The following is a 17856-nucleotide window of genomic DNA, read 5'->3' as shown; positions in this document are numbered from 1 at the left end:
CGCTAGACCCAGGTGTCCAGCCACATCCGTGACCGCCACTGGTCGATCGGCAGGGCCGTGCCCGTGTACAGCGGCCAGAAGTAGATGAAGTTCCAGGTGATCAGGAGGACGAGGACGCCCGCGCCGACCGCGCCCGTCACCCGGCGGGTGTCGCTGGAACCCGGTGGGCCGATGATCGCGCCGATCAGCATCGCGACGGCGAGGCAGAGGAAGGGGAGGAAGACGATGGAGTAGAAGAAGAAGATCGTGCGGTCCTGGTACAGGAACCAGGGGAGGTAGCCGGCCGCGACGCCGCAGGCGATCGCGCCCGCGCGCCAGTCGCGGCGGAACGCCCAGCGCCACAGGACGTACAGGAGCGCGAAGCAGGCCGCCCACCACAGCATCGGGGTGCCGATGGCGAGGACCTCGCGGGCGCACTTCTCGCCGGCGTTCACCGGGCAGCCGTCCGAGCCGGGGGAGGGGGACTCGTAGAAGTACGAGACCGGGCGGCCGTCGACGAGCCAGCTCCAGGGGTTGGACATGTACGTGTGCGGCGAGTGCAGGCCGACGTTGAACTCGTAGACCTCGTGCTCGTAGTGCCACAGGCTGCGCACCCAGTCCGGCAGGAAGTGGCTCCAGAAGCCGCCCTTGCCGTCGGTCGCCGCCCAGTTGCGGAAGTAGCCGCCCTTGCCGTTGGTCGGCGAGACGATCCAGCCGATCCAGGACGTGAGGTAGACCGTGACGGCCACCGGGACCGTGGCGACGAAGGCGAGACCGAGGTCGTACTTCAGGACCGCCACGTACGCGTTGCGGGCGCCCGCGACCTTGCGGGCGCCGACGTCCCACAGCAGGGTCATCACGAGGAAGGCGGCCATGATGTAGAGGCCGTTCCACTTGGTGCCGATCGCGAGGCCGAGCATCAGGCCCGCAAGCCAGCGCCAGGGGCGCCAGCCGAGGAACAGGGTGTCGGCGGTGTGCGCGTCGGGGCGGACCCGGCCGTCGGCGTCGACCGGGAGTGCTGCCGCTAGTTTCGCTCTGGCCCGGTCCCTGTCGATCAGCAGGCAGCCGAACGCGCCCACCACGAAGAACATCAGCACGCCGTCGAGCAGCGAGGTGCGGGCCATCACGAAGGCCAGGCCGTCGAGCGACATCAGGACGCCCGCCACACAGCCCAGGAACGTGGAGCGGAACAGGCGGCGGCCGATCCGGCACAGCATCAGGACGGCCAGCGTGCCGAGCAGCGCCGTCATGAAGCGCCAGCCGAACGGGTTGAAGCCGAAGATCAGCTCGCCGAGGCCGATGACGTACTTGCCGACCGGCGGGTGCACGACGTAGGCCGCGTCCGACGGGATGGCGATGTGACCGTTGTGCTGGAGGATCAGGTCGTTGGCGTTCTTGTCCCAGTTGACCTCGAAGCCGTGGTGGACGAGGGCCCACGCGTCCTTGGCGTAGTACGTCTCGTCGAATATCACCGCCTTGGGGCTGCCCAGGTGGTAGAAGCGCAGCGCGCCCGCCAGCAGTGTGACCAGCAGCGGGCCGCCCCATGCCGACCAGCGGGTGATGCGGTCGGTGAGCGTCGGGGAGAGGCCGAGCGCCGACCACAGCCGGGGGCTGGGCTCCGCGTACGCCGGCACCAGCCGGTCGCGTACGTCGCCTCTGGGCCCCGCCGAATATCCGAATCGGCGCAGCCGCTGCTGCCACGACGGCCGCTGGTCTTGCGGGGCCTGCCCTTGCAGGGTGTCCGTGGAGGACGCGGTACTGGTCACCGCGCCATCGTAGGGAACCCATCTGTGTGAGTCCCGTTCCTTGCTCCTGAGAGGATGGAAACGTGACAGTTGCTCCCGGAACTCTGGTCCTTGCCGGCACTCCCATCGGCGACATCGCGGACGCCCCGCCGCGGCTCGCCGAGGAGTTGGCGGGGGCCGATGTCGTCGCCGCCGAGGACACGCGGCGGCTGCGGCGGCTGACGCAGGCGCTCGGGGTGCAGCCCAAGGGGCGCGTCGTGTCGTACTTCGAGGGCAACGAGGCCGCGCGGACGCCCGAGCTGGTCGAGGCCCTGCTCGGCGGGGCGCGGGTGCTGCTGGTGACCGACGCCGGGATGCCGTCGGTGTCGGACCCGGGGTACCGGCTGGTCGCCGCCGCCGTGGAGCGGGACATCAAGGTGACCGCCGTACCGGGACCGTCCGCCGTGCTCACCGCGCTCGCGCTGTCGGGGCTGCCGGTGGACCGGTTCTGCTTCGAGGGGTTCCTGCCGAGGAAGGCCGGCGAGCGGCTGTCGCGGCTGCGCGAGGTGGCGGCCGAGCGGCGGACCCTCGTCTACTTCGAGGCGCCGCACCGGCTCGACGACACCCTCGCCGCGATGGCCGAGGTGTTCGGCGCCGAGCGGCGGGCCGCCGTCTGCCGGGAGCTGACCAAGACGTATGAGGAGATCAAGCGCGGCCCGGTCGGAGAGCTGGCCGAGTGGGCGGCCGAGGGTGTGCGCGGGGAGATCACCGTCGTGGTGGAAGGGGCGCCGGAGAAGACCGAGGAACTCGGCGCCGACGAACTGGTTCGGCGGGTGCGGGTGCGCGAGGAGGCGGGGGAGCGGCGAAAGGAAGCGATCGCCGCGGTCGCGGTGGAGGCGGGCGTTCCCAAGCGCGAGGTGTTCGATGCCGTGGTGGCGGCGAAGAGTGCGCAAAAACCCCTCTGAGCGTGCGCTCCGAGCGTCCGCGAAATCCCTTCTGAGCTGGGCGGAAACCCCTTCTGAGCAGGGCGCTCCTCCCATGAGCGTGCGCCCCATGGCGGAGCAAAGCGGGGTCGCCGAATGCAAAGTCCCGACCGGGTCGCCGGGGCGATTCGACAAGGAAAGTCCAAATCGCCTCCAACAGTCGACAGGACTGATGCGTTCGCCCTGCCGGAGGCGTCCACTGGATGAAGGGACGCACCCGTCCCTCGCCTCCAACGGGATTCCGGGGGGAACCCCTCGCCGGAGGCGCTTGTCCAGCGGACAGCAAGCAGGAGCTGGCATGAGTGAGATCGCAGGGCAGACCGGCCTCCGTGGCGGTGCGACCGCCGTGGTGAACGAGTCGTACTCCTTCGCCTGCATGCGGTGCGGGCACGGCTGGGAGCAGTCGTACGAGATAGAGCACCACGTCGACAACGACGGCCACCAGTTCGTGATGTACGTGGCGGACGGCCAGGTCGTGCCGTCGCCCCTGAGCCGTCCCGCGTGCCTCAACTGTGACGGGCATGTCGTGCGCATCATGCGGGCGGGCCAGGTGTCGTCGGTGCGGGACGCGGCGCAGCGGCAGTACCAGGCGCCGAGGGCCCGGGCGGCGGCGACGGAGGAGGACGGTGCGGCGGACGACTCCGTGACCCCGCTGCCGGAGCCCAGGGAACACCACTGGCACCTGTCCGATCTCCTGCACCCCTTCCACCACCGCAAGGCGAGCTAGAGCCGGACCGGCTCCGACGACCGGGTGGGCATGCCCCTTTCGTAGGATCGGGGCATGCCTGCCTCCAGTGAGAAGACCGTCGAGAAGAACGCGGCGCCGCCGCTCCCGGAACCCCTCCGGGTGCCCGTCGCCGACTCCCACACCCACCTCGACATGCAGTCCGGCACGGTGGAGGAGGCGCTCGCGAAGGCCGCGTCCGTCGGTGTCACCACGGTCGTACAGGTCGGCTGCGACCTGAAGGGCTCCCGCTGGGCCGCCGAGACGGCCGCCCGCCACGAGGCCGTCCACGCGACGGTCGCCCTGCACCCGAACGAGGCCCCGCGCATAGTCCACGGCGACCCCGACGGCTGGTCCCGGCAGGGGGCGCGCGTGCCAGGAGGGCAAGCCGCCCTGGACGAGGCACTCGCCGAGATCGACCGGCTGGCCGGGCTCCCGCAGGTCAAGGGCGTCGGCGAGACCGGCCTCGACTACTTCCGCACCGGGCCCGAGGGCAAGGCGGCGCAGGAGCAGTCGTTCCGCGCGCACATCGAGATCGCCAAGCGGCACGGCAAGGCCCTGGTCATCCACGACCGCGACGCCCACGCCGACGTCCTGCGGGTCCTCAAGGAGGAGGGCGCCCCCGAGCGGACCGTCTTCCACTGCTACTCCGGCGACGCCGAGATGGCCGAACTCTGCGCCAGCGCCGGGTACTTCATGTCCTTCGCCGGCACCGTCACCTTCAAGAACGCCCAGAACCTGCGGGAGGCGCTCGCCGTGGCCCCCCTCGAACTGGTCCTGGTGGAGACGGACGCCCCCTTCCTGACCCCCGCCCCGTACCGCGGACGGCCCAACGCCCCCTATCTCGTTCCGGTCACGGTCCGGGCGATGGCAGCGGTCCGGGACCTCGACGAGGACGCGCTGGCGTCGGCGATCGCCGCCAACACGGCCCGAGCGTTCGCGTACTGAGGCACCCGAACCACCCGAACACAACTCTGAGTAGCCGCGCCGCTTTGGAGAGTGACAGTCGCTCCGCTAGGTTCTGGTGGCCCGATCCGGACCCCTCTGGCCCTCTGGAGCGTGTCGCGTGAGCAACTCCGAGACCTACGAGACGTACGAGCCCTACGAAACGTACGAGACGTACGACCGCGGCCTGCGCGCCGATTTCTACGGCGGTGGCTACGAGGACACCTACCGGCCCGCCTACGAGGCGACGGAGCCCGTGTTCCCGCGCCAGGCGGTGAGCCCCGCGCCGGGCCGGGCGGAGCGCAGACGCAGAGCCGAGCGCCCGGGCCCGACGGGCGCCGGCATGCGGCGGCTGGTGCCGCAGGCGCTGGTCGTCGCGTTCCTCGCCGGCGGCACCACCGCGTTCGTCGCCAAGGACAAGGCGATCGAGCTGAGCGTCGACGGCAAACCGCGCACCCTGCACACCTTCGCCGACGACGTCACCGAACTCCTCGCCCAGCAGGGCGTGGACGTCGGCGCGCACGACGTGGTGGCACCCGGCCGGGACGCGCCCCTCGCCAGCGGCGACGAGGTCGCGGTCCGCTACGGCCGCCCGGTGCGGCTCACCATCGACGGGCACCGGCGCGAGGTGTGGACCACGGCGCGCACGGTCGACGGGGCGCTCGAACAGCTCGGGGTGCGTGCGGAGGGCGCGTACGTGTCGACCTCGCGCTCCCAGCCCATCGGCCGTGCCGGGCTCGCGCTCGACGTGCGCACCGAGCGTTCCGTCACGATCATGGCCGACGGCCGCGCCCGCACGATCCGCACCAACGCGGCCACGGTCGGCGAGGTGGTCGAGGAGGCCGGGATCGGTCTGCACGGCGAGGACACCACCTCGGTCCCGGCGGACAGCTTCCCGCGCGACGGCCAGACGATCACCGTGCTGCGGGTCACCGGTACCCGTGAGGTCCGCGAGGAGGCCATCCCCTTCAAGGTGGAACGCACCGACGACCCCACCCTCTTCAAGGGCACGGAGGTCGTCGAACGCCCCGGACAGCCCGGCCTGCGCCGGGTCACCTACGCCCTGCGCACGGTCAACGGCGTCAAGGAGAAGCCTCGCCGGGTCGACGACCGACTGGTGCGCGAACCCCGCTCCGAGCTAGTCAAGGTCGGCACAAAACCCAGGCCGACCTCGGTACAGGGCGCCGACCACCTCAACTGGCACGGCCTGGCGACCTGCGAGTCCGGCGGCCGCCCGGGCGCGGTCGACCCCTCCGGCACCTACGGCGGCCTCTACCAGTTCGACACCCACACCTGGCACAGCCTCGGCGGCACGGGCCGTCCCCAGGACGCGAGCGCGGAGGAACAGACGTTCCGGGCGAAGAGGCTGTACGTACGACGGGGGTCGAGCCCATGGCCGCACTGCGGGACGCGACTACACGGCTGACCTGGATGCCCTAGGGGCGCGGGGCTGTGTCGATATGCGGCTCCGCCGCGTGGGCGCACCCAGCTACAGCGGACCCGCACCTGAAATCCGGCCCCGTACCCTTAGTCCCGTGAGCAGCAACCCCGACGCCCTCCTGGGCCCCGCCGAAGTCCGTGAACTAGCGGCAGCCCTGAACGTCCGCCCCACAAAGCAACGCGGCCAGAACTTCGTCATCGACGCCAACACCGTCCGCCGCATCGTCCGCACCGCAGACGTCCGCGACGACGACGTGGTCGTGGAGGTAGGCCCGGGCCTCGGCTCGCTCACCCTCGCGCTGCTGGAAGTAGCCGACCGCGTCACAGCCGTGGAGATCGACGACACCCTCGCCGGCGCGCTGCCGGCGACGGTGGCCGCCCGCATGCCCCAGCGGGCCGAGCGTTTCGCGCTGGTGCACTCCGACGCGATGCAGGTGACCGAGTTGCCGGGCCCGCCCCCGACCGCGCTGGTCGCCAACCTGCCGTACAACGTGGCCGTACCGGTCCTGCTGCACATGCTGGAGCACTTCCCGAGCATCGAGCGCACCCTGGTGATGGTCCAGGCGGAGGTCGCCGACCGGCTGGCCGCGCCGCCCGGTTCGAAGGTGTACGGCGTCCCGTCCGTGAAGGCGAACTGGTACGCCGAGGTCAAGCGGGCCGGTTCCATCGGCCGTACCGTCTTCTGGCCCGCGCCGAACGTGGACAGCGGACTGGTGGCGCTCACCCGCAGGGCCGAGCCGTTGAAGACCACCGCCGACCGGCGCGAGGTGTTCGCCGTGGTCGACGCGGCCTTCGCGCAGCGCCGCAAGACGCTGCGGGCCGCGCTGGCCGGCTGGGCGGGATCGGCGGCGGCGGCCGAGGCTGCGCTGGTGGCGGCCGGGGTGTCGCCGCAGGCGCGCGGGGAGTCGCTGACGGTCGAGGAGTTCGCGCGCATCGCCGAACACAAGGCTGAAGCCGCCGAACACAAGGCTGAGCACAAGGAGTCCGAGTAAGTGAGCGTGACGGTCCGCGTCCCCGCCAAGGTCAACGTCCAGCTCGCGGTGGGCGCCGCGCGCCCCGACGGCTTCCACGACCTGGCCAACGTCTTCCTCGCGGTGGGCCTGTACGACGAGGTCACCGTGACCCCGGCCGACGAGCTCCGGGTCACCTGCGCGGGCCCGGACGCGGCCCAAGTGCCGCTGGACCGAAGCAACTTGGCGGCGCGGGCGGCCGTAGCGTTGGCCGAGCGGTACGGTCGCGACCCCGCGGTGCACCTCCACATCGACAAGGACATCCCCGTCGCCGGGGGCATGGCGGGCGGCAGTGCGGACGGCGCGGGTGCGCTGGTGGCGTGCGACGCGTTGTGGGGCACCGGTGCCTCGCGGGCCGAACTCCTCGACATCTGCGCCGAGTTGGGCAGCGATGTGCCGTTCAGCCTGGTAGGTGGGGCGGCACTGGGCGTCGGGCGGGGGGAGCGGCTCACGGCCCTGGAGGTCGGGGGCACCTTCCACTGGGTGTTCGCGATGGCCGAGCGGGGGCTGTCGACACCGGCGGTGTTCCGGGAGTTCGACCGGCTGGGCGAGGGCACCGACATCCCCGAACCGGTGGCCTCCCAGGCGCTGTTGGCCGCGCTCGCGAAGGGCGACCCGGACGCGCTCGCCCTAGCCGTCTCCAACGACCTTCAACCGGCGGCCCTTTCGCTCTTCCCGGAACTGGCCGACACCCTCGCCGCGGGCCGCGCCGCGGGCGCCCTCGCGGCGCTCGTCTCCGGCTCGGGCCCGACGACCGCGTTCCTCACCCGCGACCCGGAGTCGGCGGCGAAGGTGGCCGAGGTGCTGGCGGCCTCCGGGACGTGCCGGACGGTGCGTACGGCGGCGGGTCCGGCGGCGGGGGCGACCCTGATTGACCGACCTTCACGCGAGGTCCATGAATCACCCGCCTGACCTGCACAAATGTACGTGTGGAGTGTTATCCAAACCACACTGATTTAATGTTCACCAATAGTCCCCATGGCCCCTTTCGCGCCCTCTGTCCCAGAGGTGCGGCTGGCATGATCAGCCGACCCCGGTCCTCGTTACCGGTGGTACTCCCTGCGCGCGCGGTCTCGCCGCGCCACGCCCGAGAGGAACCTCCCCATGGGCCACATGGATCACTTCAGTGCGGGCTGGGTCACCCCGGTCCTGTCCTACGCGATGGCCTGCGTCGGCGCCGCGCTCGGACTGCGCTGCACCGTAAGAGCACTTGAGGCGGACGGCGCCTCCAAGCGGAACTGGCTGACCCTCGCCTCCGTCGCCATCGGCTCCGGCATCTGGACCATGCACTTCGTGGCCATGCTCGGCTTCAGCGTCGAAGGCACCCCCATCCGCTACGACGTCCCGCTCACCGTCCTCAGCCTGCTGATGTCCATCGGCGTGGTCGCCGCCGGTGTCTTCACCGCCGGATACGGCCGCTCCCGCGTCACCTCGGTCGCCTTCGGCGGACTCGGCACCGGCCTCGGTGTCGCCGCCATGCACTACACCGGTATGGCCGCGCTCGACCTGCACGGCGAGATCGAATACGACCCCGGGCTCGTCATCGCCTCCGTCGTGATCGCCGTCGTCGCCGCGACCGCCGCGCTCACCCTCACCCTGATCGTGCGCGGGCCCGTCCTCGCCACGATCGCCGCCCTCGTCATGGGGCTCGCGGTCAGCACCATGCACTACACCGGGATGTACGCCGTGAGCGTCGCCCTCGCACCCAGCGGCGCGGCCCTGTCCGGCGCCCCCGCCACGGAGTTCATCTTCCCGCTCGCCGTGGTGCTCGGCTCCTTCCTCTTCCTGGCCTCTGCCTACGTCGCCCTCTCCCCGACGGGCAAGCACCACGAGTCGGCCGTCGCCGCGGAGCTGCTCCGCGAGGTCGAACTCGCCACCGTCTGACCCGACTTCGACCGTACCCACGACGATGTCGCCCACGCCCCGGGCGGTCGGCCCCGACCGCCGCGCGAGCCCGAACCAGCCGCCGTCCAGACCGGTTTCGACCGATCCGGTGCCAACCGCCCCCGCTCCCCGGGGCGTCGGCACCACGCGCCGGGCGGCGTCGGACCCGCCACGGTCCGAGCCGTCCACGGCTCTCCACCCGGCACCGGCCCCGACTCCCCGGGCCGCAGGCGCCGAATCACTGCGCGAGATCGAACTCGCCACGGTCTGAGCCCACTTCGGCTCTCCTCACGGCTCCGGCCCGCCAACTCCCCCGGCGGCCACAGCCGTTCGAACCACCCCGCACTTCCCTGAACGAGGTCTCCCATGCGTGTTCTCCGCACGTCGGCCCGACTGCGCCCCAGATCGGTCCGCGCGAAGATCGTCGCCCTGTTGATGCTGCCCATCGTGTCCCTGATGGCCCTGTGGGGCTTCGCCGCGGTGACCACCGCGTCGAGCATCGCCGACACCGAGACCGCCAAGGACGTCAACTCCGAACTCCTCACCCCCGTGGCCGAGTTCGTCACCGCGGTGCAGGGCGAGCGGACCGCCGCCCTGCGCTATGCGGACGCTCCGGGCGCCTTCAAGAGCGCGACGAAGGCCACCGACACGGCCGCCGCCGCGCTGCGCGCGGGCGTCGACGACTCCAGCTCGGACGCGGCGCTCATCGACTCCGCGCTGCCGGGCCGTATCGACAAACTGGAGGCCGACGTCAGCGCGCTGGCGGCGCTGCGCTCGGGCGCCACCGCCAAGGGCGCCAAGTCGACGGACACGTACGGCGGTTACTCGGCGATCGTCGAGCACGGCTTCCTGGTCACCGGTGCGCTCACCGGCGACAAGACCGCGGCCGACGCCTCCGACGCCCGCGTGGTGCTCGAACTGTCCCGGGCCCGCGAGGCCCTCGCCCAGGAGCAGGCGCTGCTCGGTGCCGCCCGCACCGGGGGCACGCTGACCAAGGAGCAGTACGCGCTGTTCGTCGGCGCCGTCGCCACCCAGCGCGAGCTGCTCGAACCCGCGGTCGCCGACCTCAAGGCCGAGCACCGGCGCGCGTACCGCACGGTCCTCGACGGCAGCGGCTACACCCGGCTCCAGGCGATCGAGAACCGGGTCCGCAGCGCGGGCCCCGGCACCTCGGCCGTCTCCACCGGCTTCCTCGGCGGCTGGGACTCCGCCGCGAGCGCCGTACTCACCGGGCTCGACGCGGCGGAGACCAAGGCCGGTACGGGAGCCACGGCCGCGGCCGACCCGTTCGGCTGGGACACCCTCGGCGCCTCCGGGGTCGCCGTCGTGCTCGGTCTGGTCGGTGTGCTGCTGTCGCTGCTCGTCTCCGTGCTCGTCGGCCGCGGCCTCATCGTCGAACTCCTCGACCTGCGCAACTCCGCCCTCGAAGTCGCGGGCCGCCGCCTCCCGCAGGCGATGCGCAGGCTGCACGCCGGCCAGGGCGTCGACATCGACGCCGAGGCCCCGCTGCGCCGCCTCGCCGGTGACGAACTGGCCCAGGTCGGCACCGCGTTGACCGCCGTCCAGCGCGCCGCCCTCAAGGCGGCCTCCGAACGCGCCGAACTCCTCAGCGGGATCTCCGGCGTCTACGTCAGCCTCGCCCGCCGGAGCCAGGTCCTGCTCCACCGCCAACTCGACCTCCTCGACGCGATGGTGCGCAGGCAGCGGGACCCGGCCGAACTCCAGGAGCTGTACCGCGTCGACTACCTGGCCACCCGGATGCGCCGGCACTCCGAGAGCCTGCTGATCCTGTCCGGGATCGCGCCCGGCCGCGGCTGGCGGGACCCGATCCCGCTGACCGACGTCCTGCGCGCGGCCGTCGCCGAGATCGAGAACTCGGCCCGGGTGCGGCTCTGGGCCGTACCGAAGGTGTCACTGACCGGCGGTTCCGTCGCCGACGTGATCCATCTGCTCGCCGAACTCGTCGAGAACGCGACGGCGTTCTCACCGCCCAGCACCCAGGTGCAGTTGCGTGCCGCGCGGATGCGCGAGGGCGTCCTCATCGAGGTCGAGGACAGCGGCTTCGGCATGAACGAGGACGCGCTGGCCGACGCCAACCGCAAGATCCAGTCGGAGAAGGTCGACCTCCTCGACGCCAAGCAGATCGGCCTGTTCGTGGTCAACCGGCTGCGCGAACGGCAGGGCCTGCGGGTGGAGATCCGGCACTCGCCGAGCGGCGGGGTCACGGCCGCGGTGCTCATCCCCGAGGGGCTGATGCGCGACGACATGCCGGTGGGCGAACAGCAACAGGCCTCGGGCGGGCGGGGGTTGGCGCCCGCGTCGGCCCTGATCCAGCGGCCGCGGCTGGGCGGGGCGGGTGCCTGAGGCACTCTTCGCGCCATCTCCACACAGATGTACCGCAATCGTGGTACGGGTGGGGCGGGTGGGACGGATAGGGTCGTTTGATCTTCAAGCGCGCGCTGGGGCGCGCGCCCCGTCAAGTGCACTGCTGGAAGGGTCACTTCCGTGTCCGAATCCCCCACACCGTCCTCTGCCACGCCGTCCCACCGCAGAAAGCGGTCCCTGTCGCGTCGCGGCGCGATAGGGGCCGCCGGAGCCGTAGCGGCCGGAGCCGCCCTGACCCCGGTGGTCTTCGCGGCGACCGACTCCGACTCCACCACCGACACCACCGCCCCCTCGGGCACGAAGCCGGAGACCTTCCCGGCCACCCGCACCGCCGCCGCCACCGGCACCGAGCCGGCCACCACGGCCTTCGCCGCGTCCTACGTCGGCGTGCGCTGGAGCGGCGACGGCACCGGCGCCGGGATCCGCTTCGCGGACGGCGACTGGCAGCGGACCGGCACCGGCTGCGCGACGGTGGACGGCGGCGGAACGGCGTTCGTCGCGGCCGACGAGGCCACGGCCTACGAGGTGAAGGCACCGGCGGGGGCGACGGACGTACGCTCGCTCGCGATCGACTGCACCCGCGGCCCCGACCGCACCTTCCACGTGCCGTCCGAGGCGACCCGCGTGCGCGGCGTCCGCTACCTCTCGCGCCCGGCCTGGGGCGCCGACGAGTCGAAGCGGTACAAGGACGGCAAGGTCAACACGCCTGAGGCGTACTACCCGTTGCAGTCGATCACGGTCCACCACACGGACACCCCGAACGCCGACCCGGACCCGGCCGCGACCGTCCGCGGGATCTACGAGTACCACGCGGTCACCCTCGACTGGGGCGACATCGGCTACCACTTCCTCATCGACGAGGCGGGCGTCGTCTACGAGGGCCGCTACTCCGGCGAGGACCCGATCCCGGCCTTCGACCCGGACGGCAACCTCGTCACCGCCTTCCACACCGCCGGCTTCAACTCCGGCAACCTCGGCATCGCCCTGATCGGCAACCTCGTCACCCAGGCCCCGACCGACGCGGCCAAGTCCTCCCTGATCCGCCTCATCAAGGTCATCGCCCGCTTCAAGGGCCTCGACCCCCAGGCGAAGATCACCTACACCAACCCGGTCAACGGCGTGAAGAAGGACAACGAAACAGTCAGCGGCCACCGCGACTGGCTCCAGACCGACTGCCCCGGCCAGACGATGTACGACCTCCTCGACGAGGTCAGGACGGCAGCGGCAACCCGCTGACCTGCGCGGATCGTCACCCTCCCCGCGCCCATTACGCTGGGAGGCTGACCGTCCCCCCTGTCAGGAGAGAAATGGCCGTCAACCTGGTCAATGTCGAGAACGTCAGCAAGGTGTACGGCACCCGTGCCCTGCTTGACGGTGTCTCGCTCGGTGTCTCCGAAGGGGACCGGATCGGGGTCGTGGGCCGTAACGGTGACGGCAAGACCACGCTGATCCGGATGCTCGCCAAGCTGGAGGAGTCCGACACCGGACGCGTGACCCACTCCGGTGGACTGCGCCTCGGTGTCCTCACCCAGCACGACTCCCTCGACCCCGAGGCGACCGTCCGCCACGAGGTCATCCGGGACATGGCCGACCACGAGTGGGCCGGCAACGCCAAGATCCGGGATGTTCTGACCGGACTGTTCGGCGGGCTCGATCTGCCCGGTTTCCCGCAGGGGCTCGACACCGTGATCGCGCCGCTCTCCGGCGGCGAGCGGCGCCGTATCGCACTCGCGAAGCTGCTCATCGAGGACCAGGACCTGGTCGTACTCGACGAGCCGACCAACCACCTCGACGTCGAGGGCATCGCCTGGCTCGCCCAGCACCTGCGCGAGCGCCGCTCCGCGCTCGTCTGCGTGACCCACGACCGCTGGTTCCTGGACCAGGTCTGCACCCGCATGTGGGACGTGCAGAAGGGCGACGTCTACGAGTACGAGGGCGGCTACTCCGACTACGTCTTCGCCCGCGCCGAGCGCGAGCGCATCGCCGCCACCGAGGAGACCAAGCGGCAGAACCTGGTCCGCAAGGAGCTGGCCTGGCTGCGCCGGGGCGCCCCCGCCCGTACGTCCAAGCCGCGGTTCCGCGTCGAGGCCGCCAACGAACTGATCGCGGACGTGCCGCCCCCGCGCGACACCAGCGAGCTGATGAAGTTCGCCTCCTCCCGCCTGGGCCGGACCGTGTTCGACCTGGAGGACGTCACCGTCCAGGCCGGCCCGAAGGTGCTCCTCAAGCACATCACCTGGCACCTCGGCCCCGGCGACCGAGTCGGCCTGGTCGGCGTCAACGGTGCCGGAAAAACCTCCCTGCTGCGCGCCCTGGCGGACGCCTCCCGCAGCGACGGCGAGACCCAGCCCGCGGCCGGCAAGGTCGTCGTGGGAAAGACGGTGAAGCTCGCCTACCTCTCCCAGGAGGTGGCCGAACTCAAGCCCACCCTGCGGGTGTTGGAGGCCGTGCAGCAGGTGCGGGAGCGCGTCGACCTCGGCAAGGGGCGGGAGATGACCGCCGGGCAGCTGTGCGAGACGTTCGGCTTCAACAAGGAGAAGCAGTGGACGCCGGTCGGAGACCTGTCCGGTGGTGAGCGGCGCCGGCTCCAGCTCCTCCGCCTCCTCATGGACGAGCCGAACGTCCTCTTCCTCGACGAGCCCACCAACGACCTCGACATCGAGACCCTGACCCAGTTGGAGGACGTCCTCGACGGCTGGCCCGGCTCGATGATCGTGATCTCGCACGACCGGTTCTTCGTCGAGCGCACCACCGACAAGGTGTACGCCCTCCTCGGCGACGCCACGCTGCGGATGCTGCCGCGCGGTATCGACGAGTACCTGGAGCGCCGCCACCGTATGGAGGAGGCGGCCGCCGCCGCGGCCCCCGTCGTGGAGAAGGCCGCGCCCGCCGTGAGCGCCGCTGACCAGCGCGCCGCGAAGAAGGAACTCCAGAAGATCGAGCGGCAGTTGGACAAGGTCTCCGAGAAGGAGGCCAAGCTGCACACCCAGATCGCCGACAACGCCACGGACTTCGCGAAGGTGGCCGAACTGGACGCCCAGCTGCGCGACTTGGGCACCGAGCGGGATGAGCTGGAGATGCGGTGGCTGGAACTCGCCGAGGACGCGTGAAGGGTGCGTGAAGGCGCATAACGGCGGCATCACGGGCCGGTCCTCCCTTGGGAACAGGGGGGAACCGGCCCGCTGTTCATGGACAGCTCAGTGATAGAAAGAGCCGTCTGAGAACTGTCTGAATACGACTCCGGGTCCTTCGAGAACCTCGGGGCGTGGCTAAAAATCAGTGAACGAGGGGGAGCCGCTGATGACTCAGCCGCCCGACCAGCCGCCGTCCGGTGGTTACGGAGCGCCGCCGAACCAGCCGCCACAGCCACCATCGGGCGGCTTCGGACCGCCGGTCCCCCCGACGCCGGGTTACGGCTACCCGCAGCAGCAGCCGGGACCGTACGGCGGGCAGCCCGGCCCCTACGGCCAGCAGCCCCAGACTCCCTACGGCGGCTACGGCTACCCGCCGCCCCCACCCCCGCAGTTCACCCCGGCCCCGCCCCCGGGCAAAGGCCCCTTCAAGGGCAAGCCCGCCCTCCTGATCGCGGCAGCGGTCGCGGGCCTGCTGGTCGTGGGCGGCACGGTGTGGGCGGTCACGAGCGGCGGCGACGACAAGAAGCCGGTGGCACAGCAGAGCGACAGCCCCACCCCCTCCACCGCCGCCACCGACGACCCCGCCAACCCCGGTGACGGCAGCGGCGACGGCGCCCAGGGCTCCGAGGACCTCAACGAGGGCCGCAAGTCCGGCGAGGCGAAGGTGCTCTGGTACAAGGAGGCGCCGGACGCGCCCGGTTCCGGCGCCGACGCCCCCGGCATGTGGATCACCGACAAGGCGGCGGTGAAGGCCGCGTACAAGGAACTCGTCGCCTACGACGTCGCTGACGGCAAACCGACCTGGGCCACGATCACCTTCCCGCAGAAGATCTGCGCGGTCACCCCGCAGAAGTCGGCCGACGACAAGATCGTCGTGGCGTACGAGAGCGGTGTCAGCGACAACGCCAAGTGCAACCAGCTCCAGCAGATCGACCTGAACACCGGCGCGAAGGGCTGGAGCGGGACCGTCCCGGACGGCGCCCTGTTCGACAGCGCGATCTCCGTGGGACTGTCCATCACCGGCAAGACGCTGATGGTGGGCCGCTCCGAGTCCGGGATCGCCTACGACCTCGACAGCGGCAAGAAGCTCTACGAGAAGAAGAAGTACGGCTCGGCCTGCTTCCCGTCCGCGTTCGCGGGCGGCACCAAGCTGATCGTGGTCTCGTCCTGCGGGGCGAGCACGTCCAACGAGCACGACGAGGTACAGGAGCTGGACCCGGCGACCGGCAAGGCCAAGTGGACCAAGTCGATCCCCAAGGGCTGGTCGGTGTCGCACGCGTTCTCCGTCGACCCGGTCGTCCTCTACCTGACCGACTCGGACGACAAGCACTGGAACATCTCCACGCTGAAGGACGACGGCACCGTCCGCTCGCAGGTCGACAGCAAGGCCGCCTTCGCGCCCGGCTGCGGTCTGAGCATCCTCGACCAGGACCTCCAGGGCTGCGAGAGTGTCGCGGTCGACGCGAGCACCCTGTACCTGCCGACCGAGGCGACGACCGGCGCCAACCAGATCGTCGCGATCGACCTGGCCACCGGCAAGGAGAAGTGGCGCGTCAAGTCCCCCGTGGACGAGTCGATGGTGCCGATCAGGGTCGAGGGCGGCAAGCTCCTCGCCTATGTCGGGGCCGGCTACGACTCGGGCGGCCAGGTCGTGACCGTACCGACGACCGGCTCCTCGCACCCCACGACAAAGCTGCTCCAAATGCCCGCCGGCACCGCGCAGATCGAGTCGAGCTTCTACTCCCGGGACATCGACTACGTCGACGGACGCTTCTACATCTCGTCGACCCGGCTGAACGGCAATGACGACACGAAGGAGAAGTTGATGCTCGCCTACGGCAACTGAGACCGACTTCTCCCCGTCCCCACCGCTCCTGTTGAGGTACTCGTCATGACCCAGCCGCCCCCGCCCCCACCGAACCAGCCCCCGAACCAACCCCCGCAGCAGCCCGGTTTCGGCCCGCCCCAGGACCAGCCCCCGCAGCAGCCGCCGCCCCCGCCGGGCTACGGCTACCCGCAGGCGCCGCCCCCGCCTCCACCCCAGCAGCCGGGCTACGGCTACCCCGGCCAGCAGCCCAACCCGTACGCCCAACAGCCGCCTGTCTACGGCTATCCGCAGCAGCCCGGTTACGGCTACCCGGGCCAGCCGACCGTGCCCCTGCACCCGCAGCCGGGCCAACCGGGCGGCGGCGGACGGAAGTTCGGGGCGACCGCGGTGATCATCACTGCCGCCGTGGTGGCGATCGCGCTGATCGTGGGCGGCGGCATCTGGTACTCGTCCTCCTCCGGCAAGAACGACGACAAGAAGAACACCGCCGACTCCACGCCCACGGACAGCAAGGGCGGGACGGGCGGCACCACCTCCGACGGCAAGGAGAAGGTGCCCGCCGACACCGCCTCCAAGGTCCTCTTCCAGGTCCCGATGCCCAAGGTCAGCGACACCATGGTGACCTCGGGCTCCTGGCTCACCGACAAGGTGTACGCCAAGAGCGGCAGCGCCGAGATCGACGGCTACGACCGCGACAAGGGCACCAAGCTGTGGACGATCAAGCTCCCCGGCCCGGTGTGCCAGGCCACGAAGAACACCACCACCGACGGCAGGACGGCGATCCTCTACGAGCCCGCCATGCCGACCAAGGAGAAGCCCTCGCACGGTTGCAGCCAGATCGCCGCGATCGACCTGAACGCGGGCACCAAGCTGTGGACGAAGACCGCCAACTCCGGTGACCAGGCGATCAGTTTCGAGAACGTCACCGTCAGCGCGAACACGGTCGCCGTGGGCAGCACCGACGGCGGCGCCGCCTTCGACATCACCACCGGCAAGGTCCTGTGGAGCCCGAAGACCGGCGACTGCTACGACGCGGGCTACGGCGGCGGCGCGAAGCTGGTCGCGGTGCGCCGCTGCGGGACGTACGACTCGCCCGTGCTCCACATCCAGACCATCGACCCGGTCTCCGGGAAGGTGATCTCGGACTACAAGATGGCCCAGGGCATCGAGTACGCGAGCATCGTATCGACCGACCCGCTGGTCGTCGCGGCGGACGTCGGCGACAGCGCGGGCGACGGCTCCGGCATCTCCGACTTCTTCTCCATCGACAACAAGACGGGCTCGCTGCGCGCCCACATCTCGGCGCCCGGCAAGCAGTACGCGGCCCGCTGCGACGGCATCACCCGCGTCGAGTACTGCACCGAACTCGCCGTAGGGAACGACCGGTTGTACGTCCCGACCGAGGAACACGACGGCTCCGGCGACTCCTACAGCCAGACCAACGAGATCGTCGCCTTCGACCTCGCCACCGGCAAGCAGACCGGCCAGCGAGCCGACGCGGGCGACGGCTACACGATCACCCCCCTGCGCATGGACGGCGACAACCTGCTGGCGTACAAGTCCCCGCCCTACGACAAGGGCGGCCAGATCGTCAGCATCGACGGCAACTCCTTCAAGGCGACCACCCTGTTGGAGAACCCGGGCACGGAGACGGTACGGGACATGGAGACCAGCTTCCTGCCGGACTACGCGGAGATCCTCTACTCGCAGGGCCACCTGTACATGTCGGCGGTCTACGCGGACAAGCCCTCGTCGTCCTCCACCGACGACAAGGACCTGGCGATCGCCTTCGGCACCTCCGGCTGAACCACTCCCAACAC

Annotated in this window: 13 protein-coding genes; 12 read left to right on the top strand and 1 reads right to left on the bottom strand. The window is 70.8% G+C overall.

The genetic code is table 11. The features are described from left to right. Positions 1–2 precede the first annotated feature (2 nt). Positions 3–1745, bottom strand: coding sequence for a phospholipid carrier-dependent glycosyltransferase (locus tag AB0M63_RS14660; protein ID WP_355908185.1), 1743 nt, complete (start codon positions 1743–1745; stop codon positions 3–5). Between the two features lie 62 nt (positions 1746–1807). Between AB0M63_RS14660 and rsmI the strand changes: the two genes are divergently transcribed. From rsmI to AB0M63_RS14600, 12 genes are all read left to right on the top strand, one after another. Next, complete coding sequence (rsmI, locus tag AB0M63_RS14655) at positions 1808–2668, top strand: 16S rRNA (cytidine(1402)-2'-O)-methyltransferase (protein ID WP_355908188.1); 861 nt, start codon at positions 1808–1810, stop codon at positions 2666–2668. Between the two features lie 316 nt (positions 2669–2984). Next, positions 2985–3413: a hypothetical protein gene (locus AB0M63_RS14650; protein ID WP_366019612.1), complete on the top strand. Its 429-nt coding sequence runs from the start codon at positions 2985–2987 to the stop codon at positions 3411–3413. A gap of 54 nt (positions 3414–3467) precedes the next feature. Continuing rightward, a complete protein-coding gene (locus tag AB0M63_RS14645; RefSeq protein WP_355908193.1) occupies positions 3468–4358 on the top strand; it encodes a TatD family hydrolase in 891 nt (296 codons plus the stop codon). A gap of 118 nt (positions 4359–4476) precedes the next feature. Next, positions 4477–5781, top strand: a complete 1305-nt coding sequence (locus AB0M63_RS14640) for a ubiquitin-like domain-containing protein (protein ID WP_366019611.1) — start codon at positions 4477–4479, stop codon at positions 5779–5781. A 109-nt stretch (positions 5782–5890) separates the two neighbouring features. Continuing rightward, positions 5891–6787 carry a 16S rRNA (adenine(1518)-N(6)/adenine(1519)-N(6))-dimethyltransferase RsmA gene (gene rsmA, locus AB0M63_RS14635; RefSeq protein WP_366019610.1) on the top strand — a complete coding sequence of 299 codons (897 nt, stop codon included), beginning with the start codon at positions 5891–5893 and terminating at the stop codon, positions 6785–6787. Then, on the top strand, positions 6788–7717 hold the full coding sequence (locus AB0M63_RS14630; protein WP_366019609.1) for a 4-(cytidine 5'-diphospho)-2-C-methyl-D-erythritol kinase: 930 nt from the start codon (positions 6788–6790) through the stop codon (positions 7715–7717). Between the two features lie 192 nt (positions 7718–7909). Continuing rightward, positions 7910–8689, top strand: a complete 780-nt coding sequence (locus tag AB0M63_RS14625; RefSeq protein WP_355908205.1) for an MHYT domain-containing protein — start codon at positions 7910–7912, stop codon at positions 8687–8689. Positions 8690–9055: 366 nt separating this feature from the next. Continuing rightward, complete coding sequence (locus tag AB0M63_RS14620; RefSeq protein ID WP_355908208.1) at positions 9056–11053, top strand: nitrate- and nitrite sensing domain-containing protein; 1998 nt, start codon at positions 9056–9058, stop codon at positions 11051–11053. 261 nt (positions 11054–11314) lie between these two features. Then, positions 11315–12310: a peptidoglycan recognition family protein gene (locus AB0M63_RS14615; protein ID WP_366019933.1), complete on the top strand. Its 996-nt coding sequence runs from the start codon at positions 11315–11317 to the stop codon at positions 12308–12310. 71 nt (positions 12311–12381) lie between these two features. After that, positions 12382–14184, top strand: a complete 1803-nt coding sequence (locus AB0M63_RS14610; protein ID WP_366019607.1) for an ABC-F family ATP-binding cassette domain-containing protein — start codon at positions 12382–12384, stop codon at positions 14182–14184. A 190-nt stretch (positions 14185–14374) separates the two neighbouring features. Continuing rightward, positions 14375–16054 (top strand): PQQ-binding-like beta-propeller repeat protein, encoded by a 1680-nt coding sequence (locus AB0M63_RS14605; RefSeq protein ID WP_366019606.1) that lies wholly within the window; start codon positions 14375–14377, stop codon positions 16052–16054. A 45-nt stretch (positions 16055–16099) separates the two neighbouring features. Then, positions 16100–17842 carry a PQQ-binding-like beta-propeller repeat protein gene (locus AB0M63_RS14600; protein ID WP_366019605.1) on the top strand — a complete coding sequence of 581 codons (1743 nt, stop codon included), beginning with the start codon at positions 16100–16102 and terminating at the stop codon, positions 17840–17842. The last annotated feature ends 14 nt before the right edge of the window (positions 17843–17856 follow it).

Origin of the sequence: Streptomyces sp. NPDC051576 (genome assembly GCF_040681835.1) — a bacterium.
Classification (GTDB): domain Bacteria; phylum Actinomycetota; class Actinomycetes; order Streptomycetales; family Streptomycetaceae; genus Streptomyces.
Note: the sequence above shows the minus strand (reverse complement) of the source record. Positions and strands in the feature narration are given on the sequence as shown.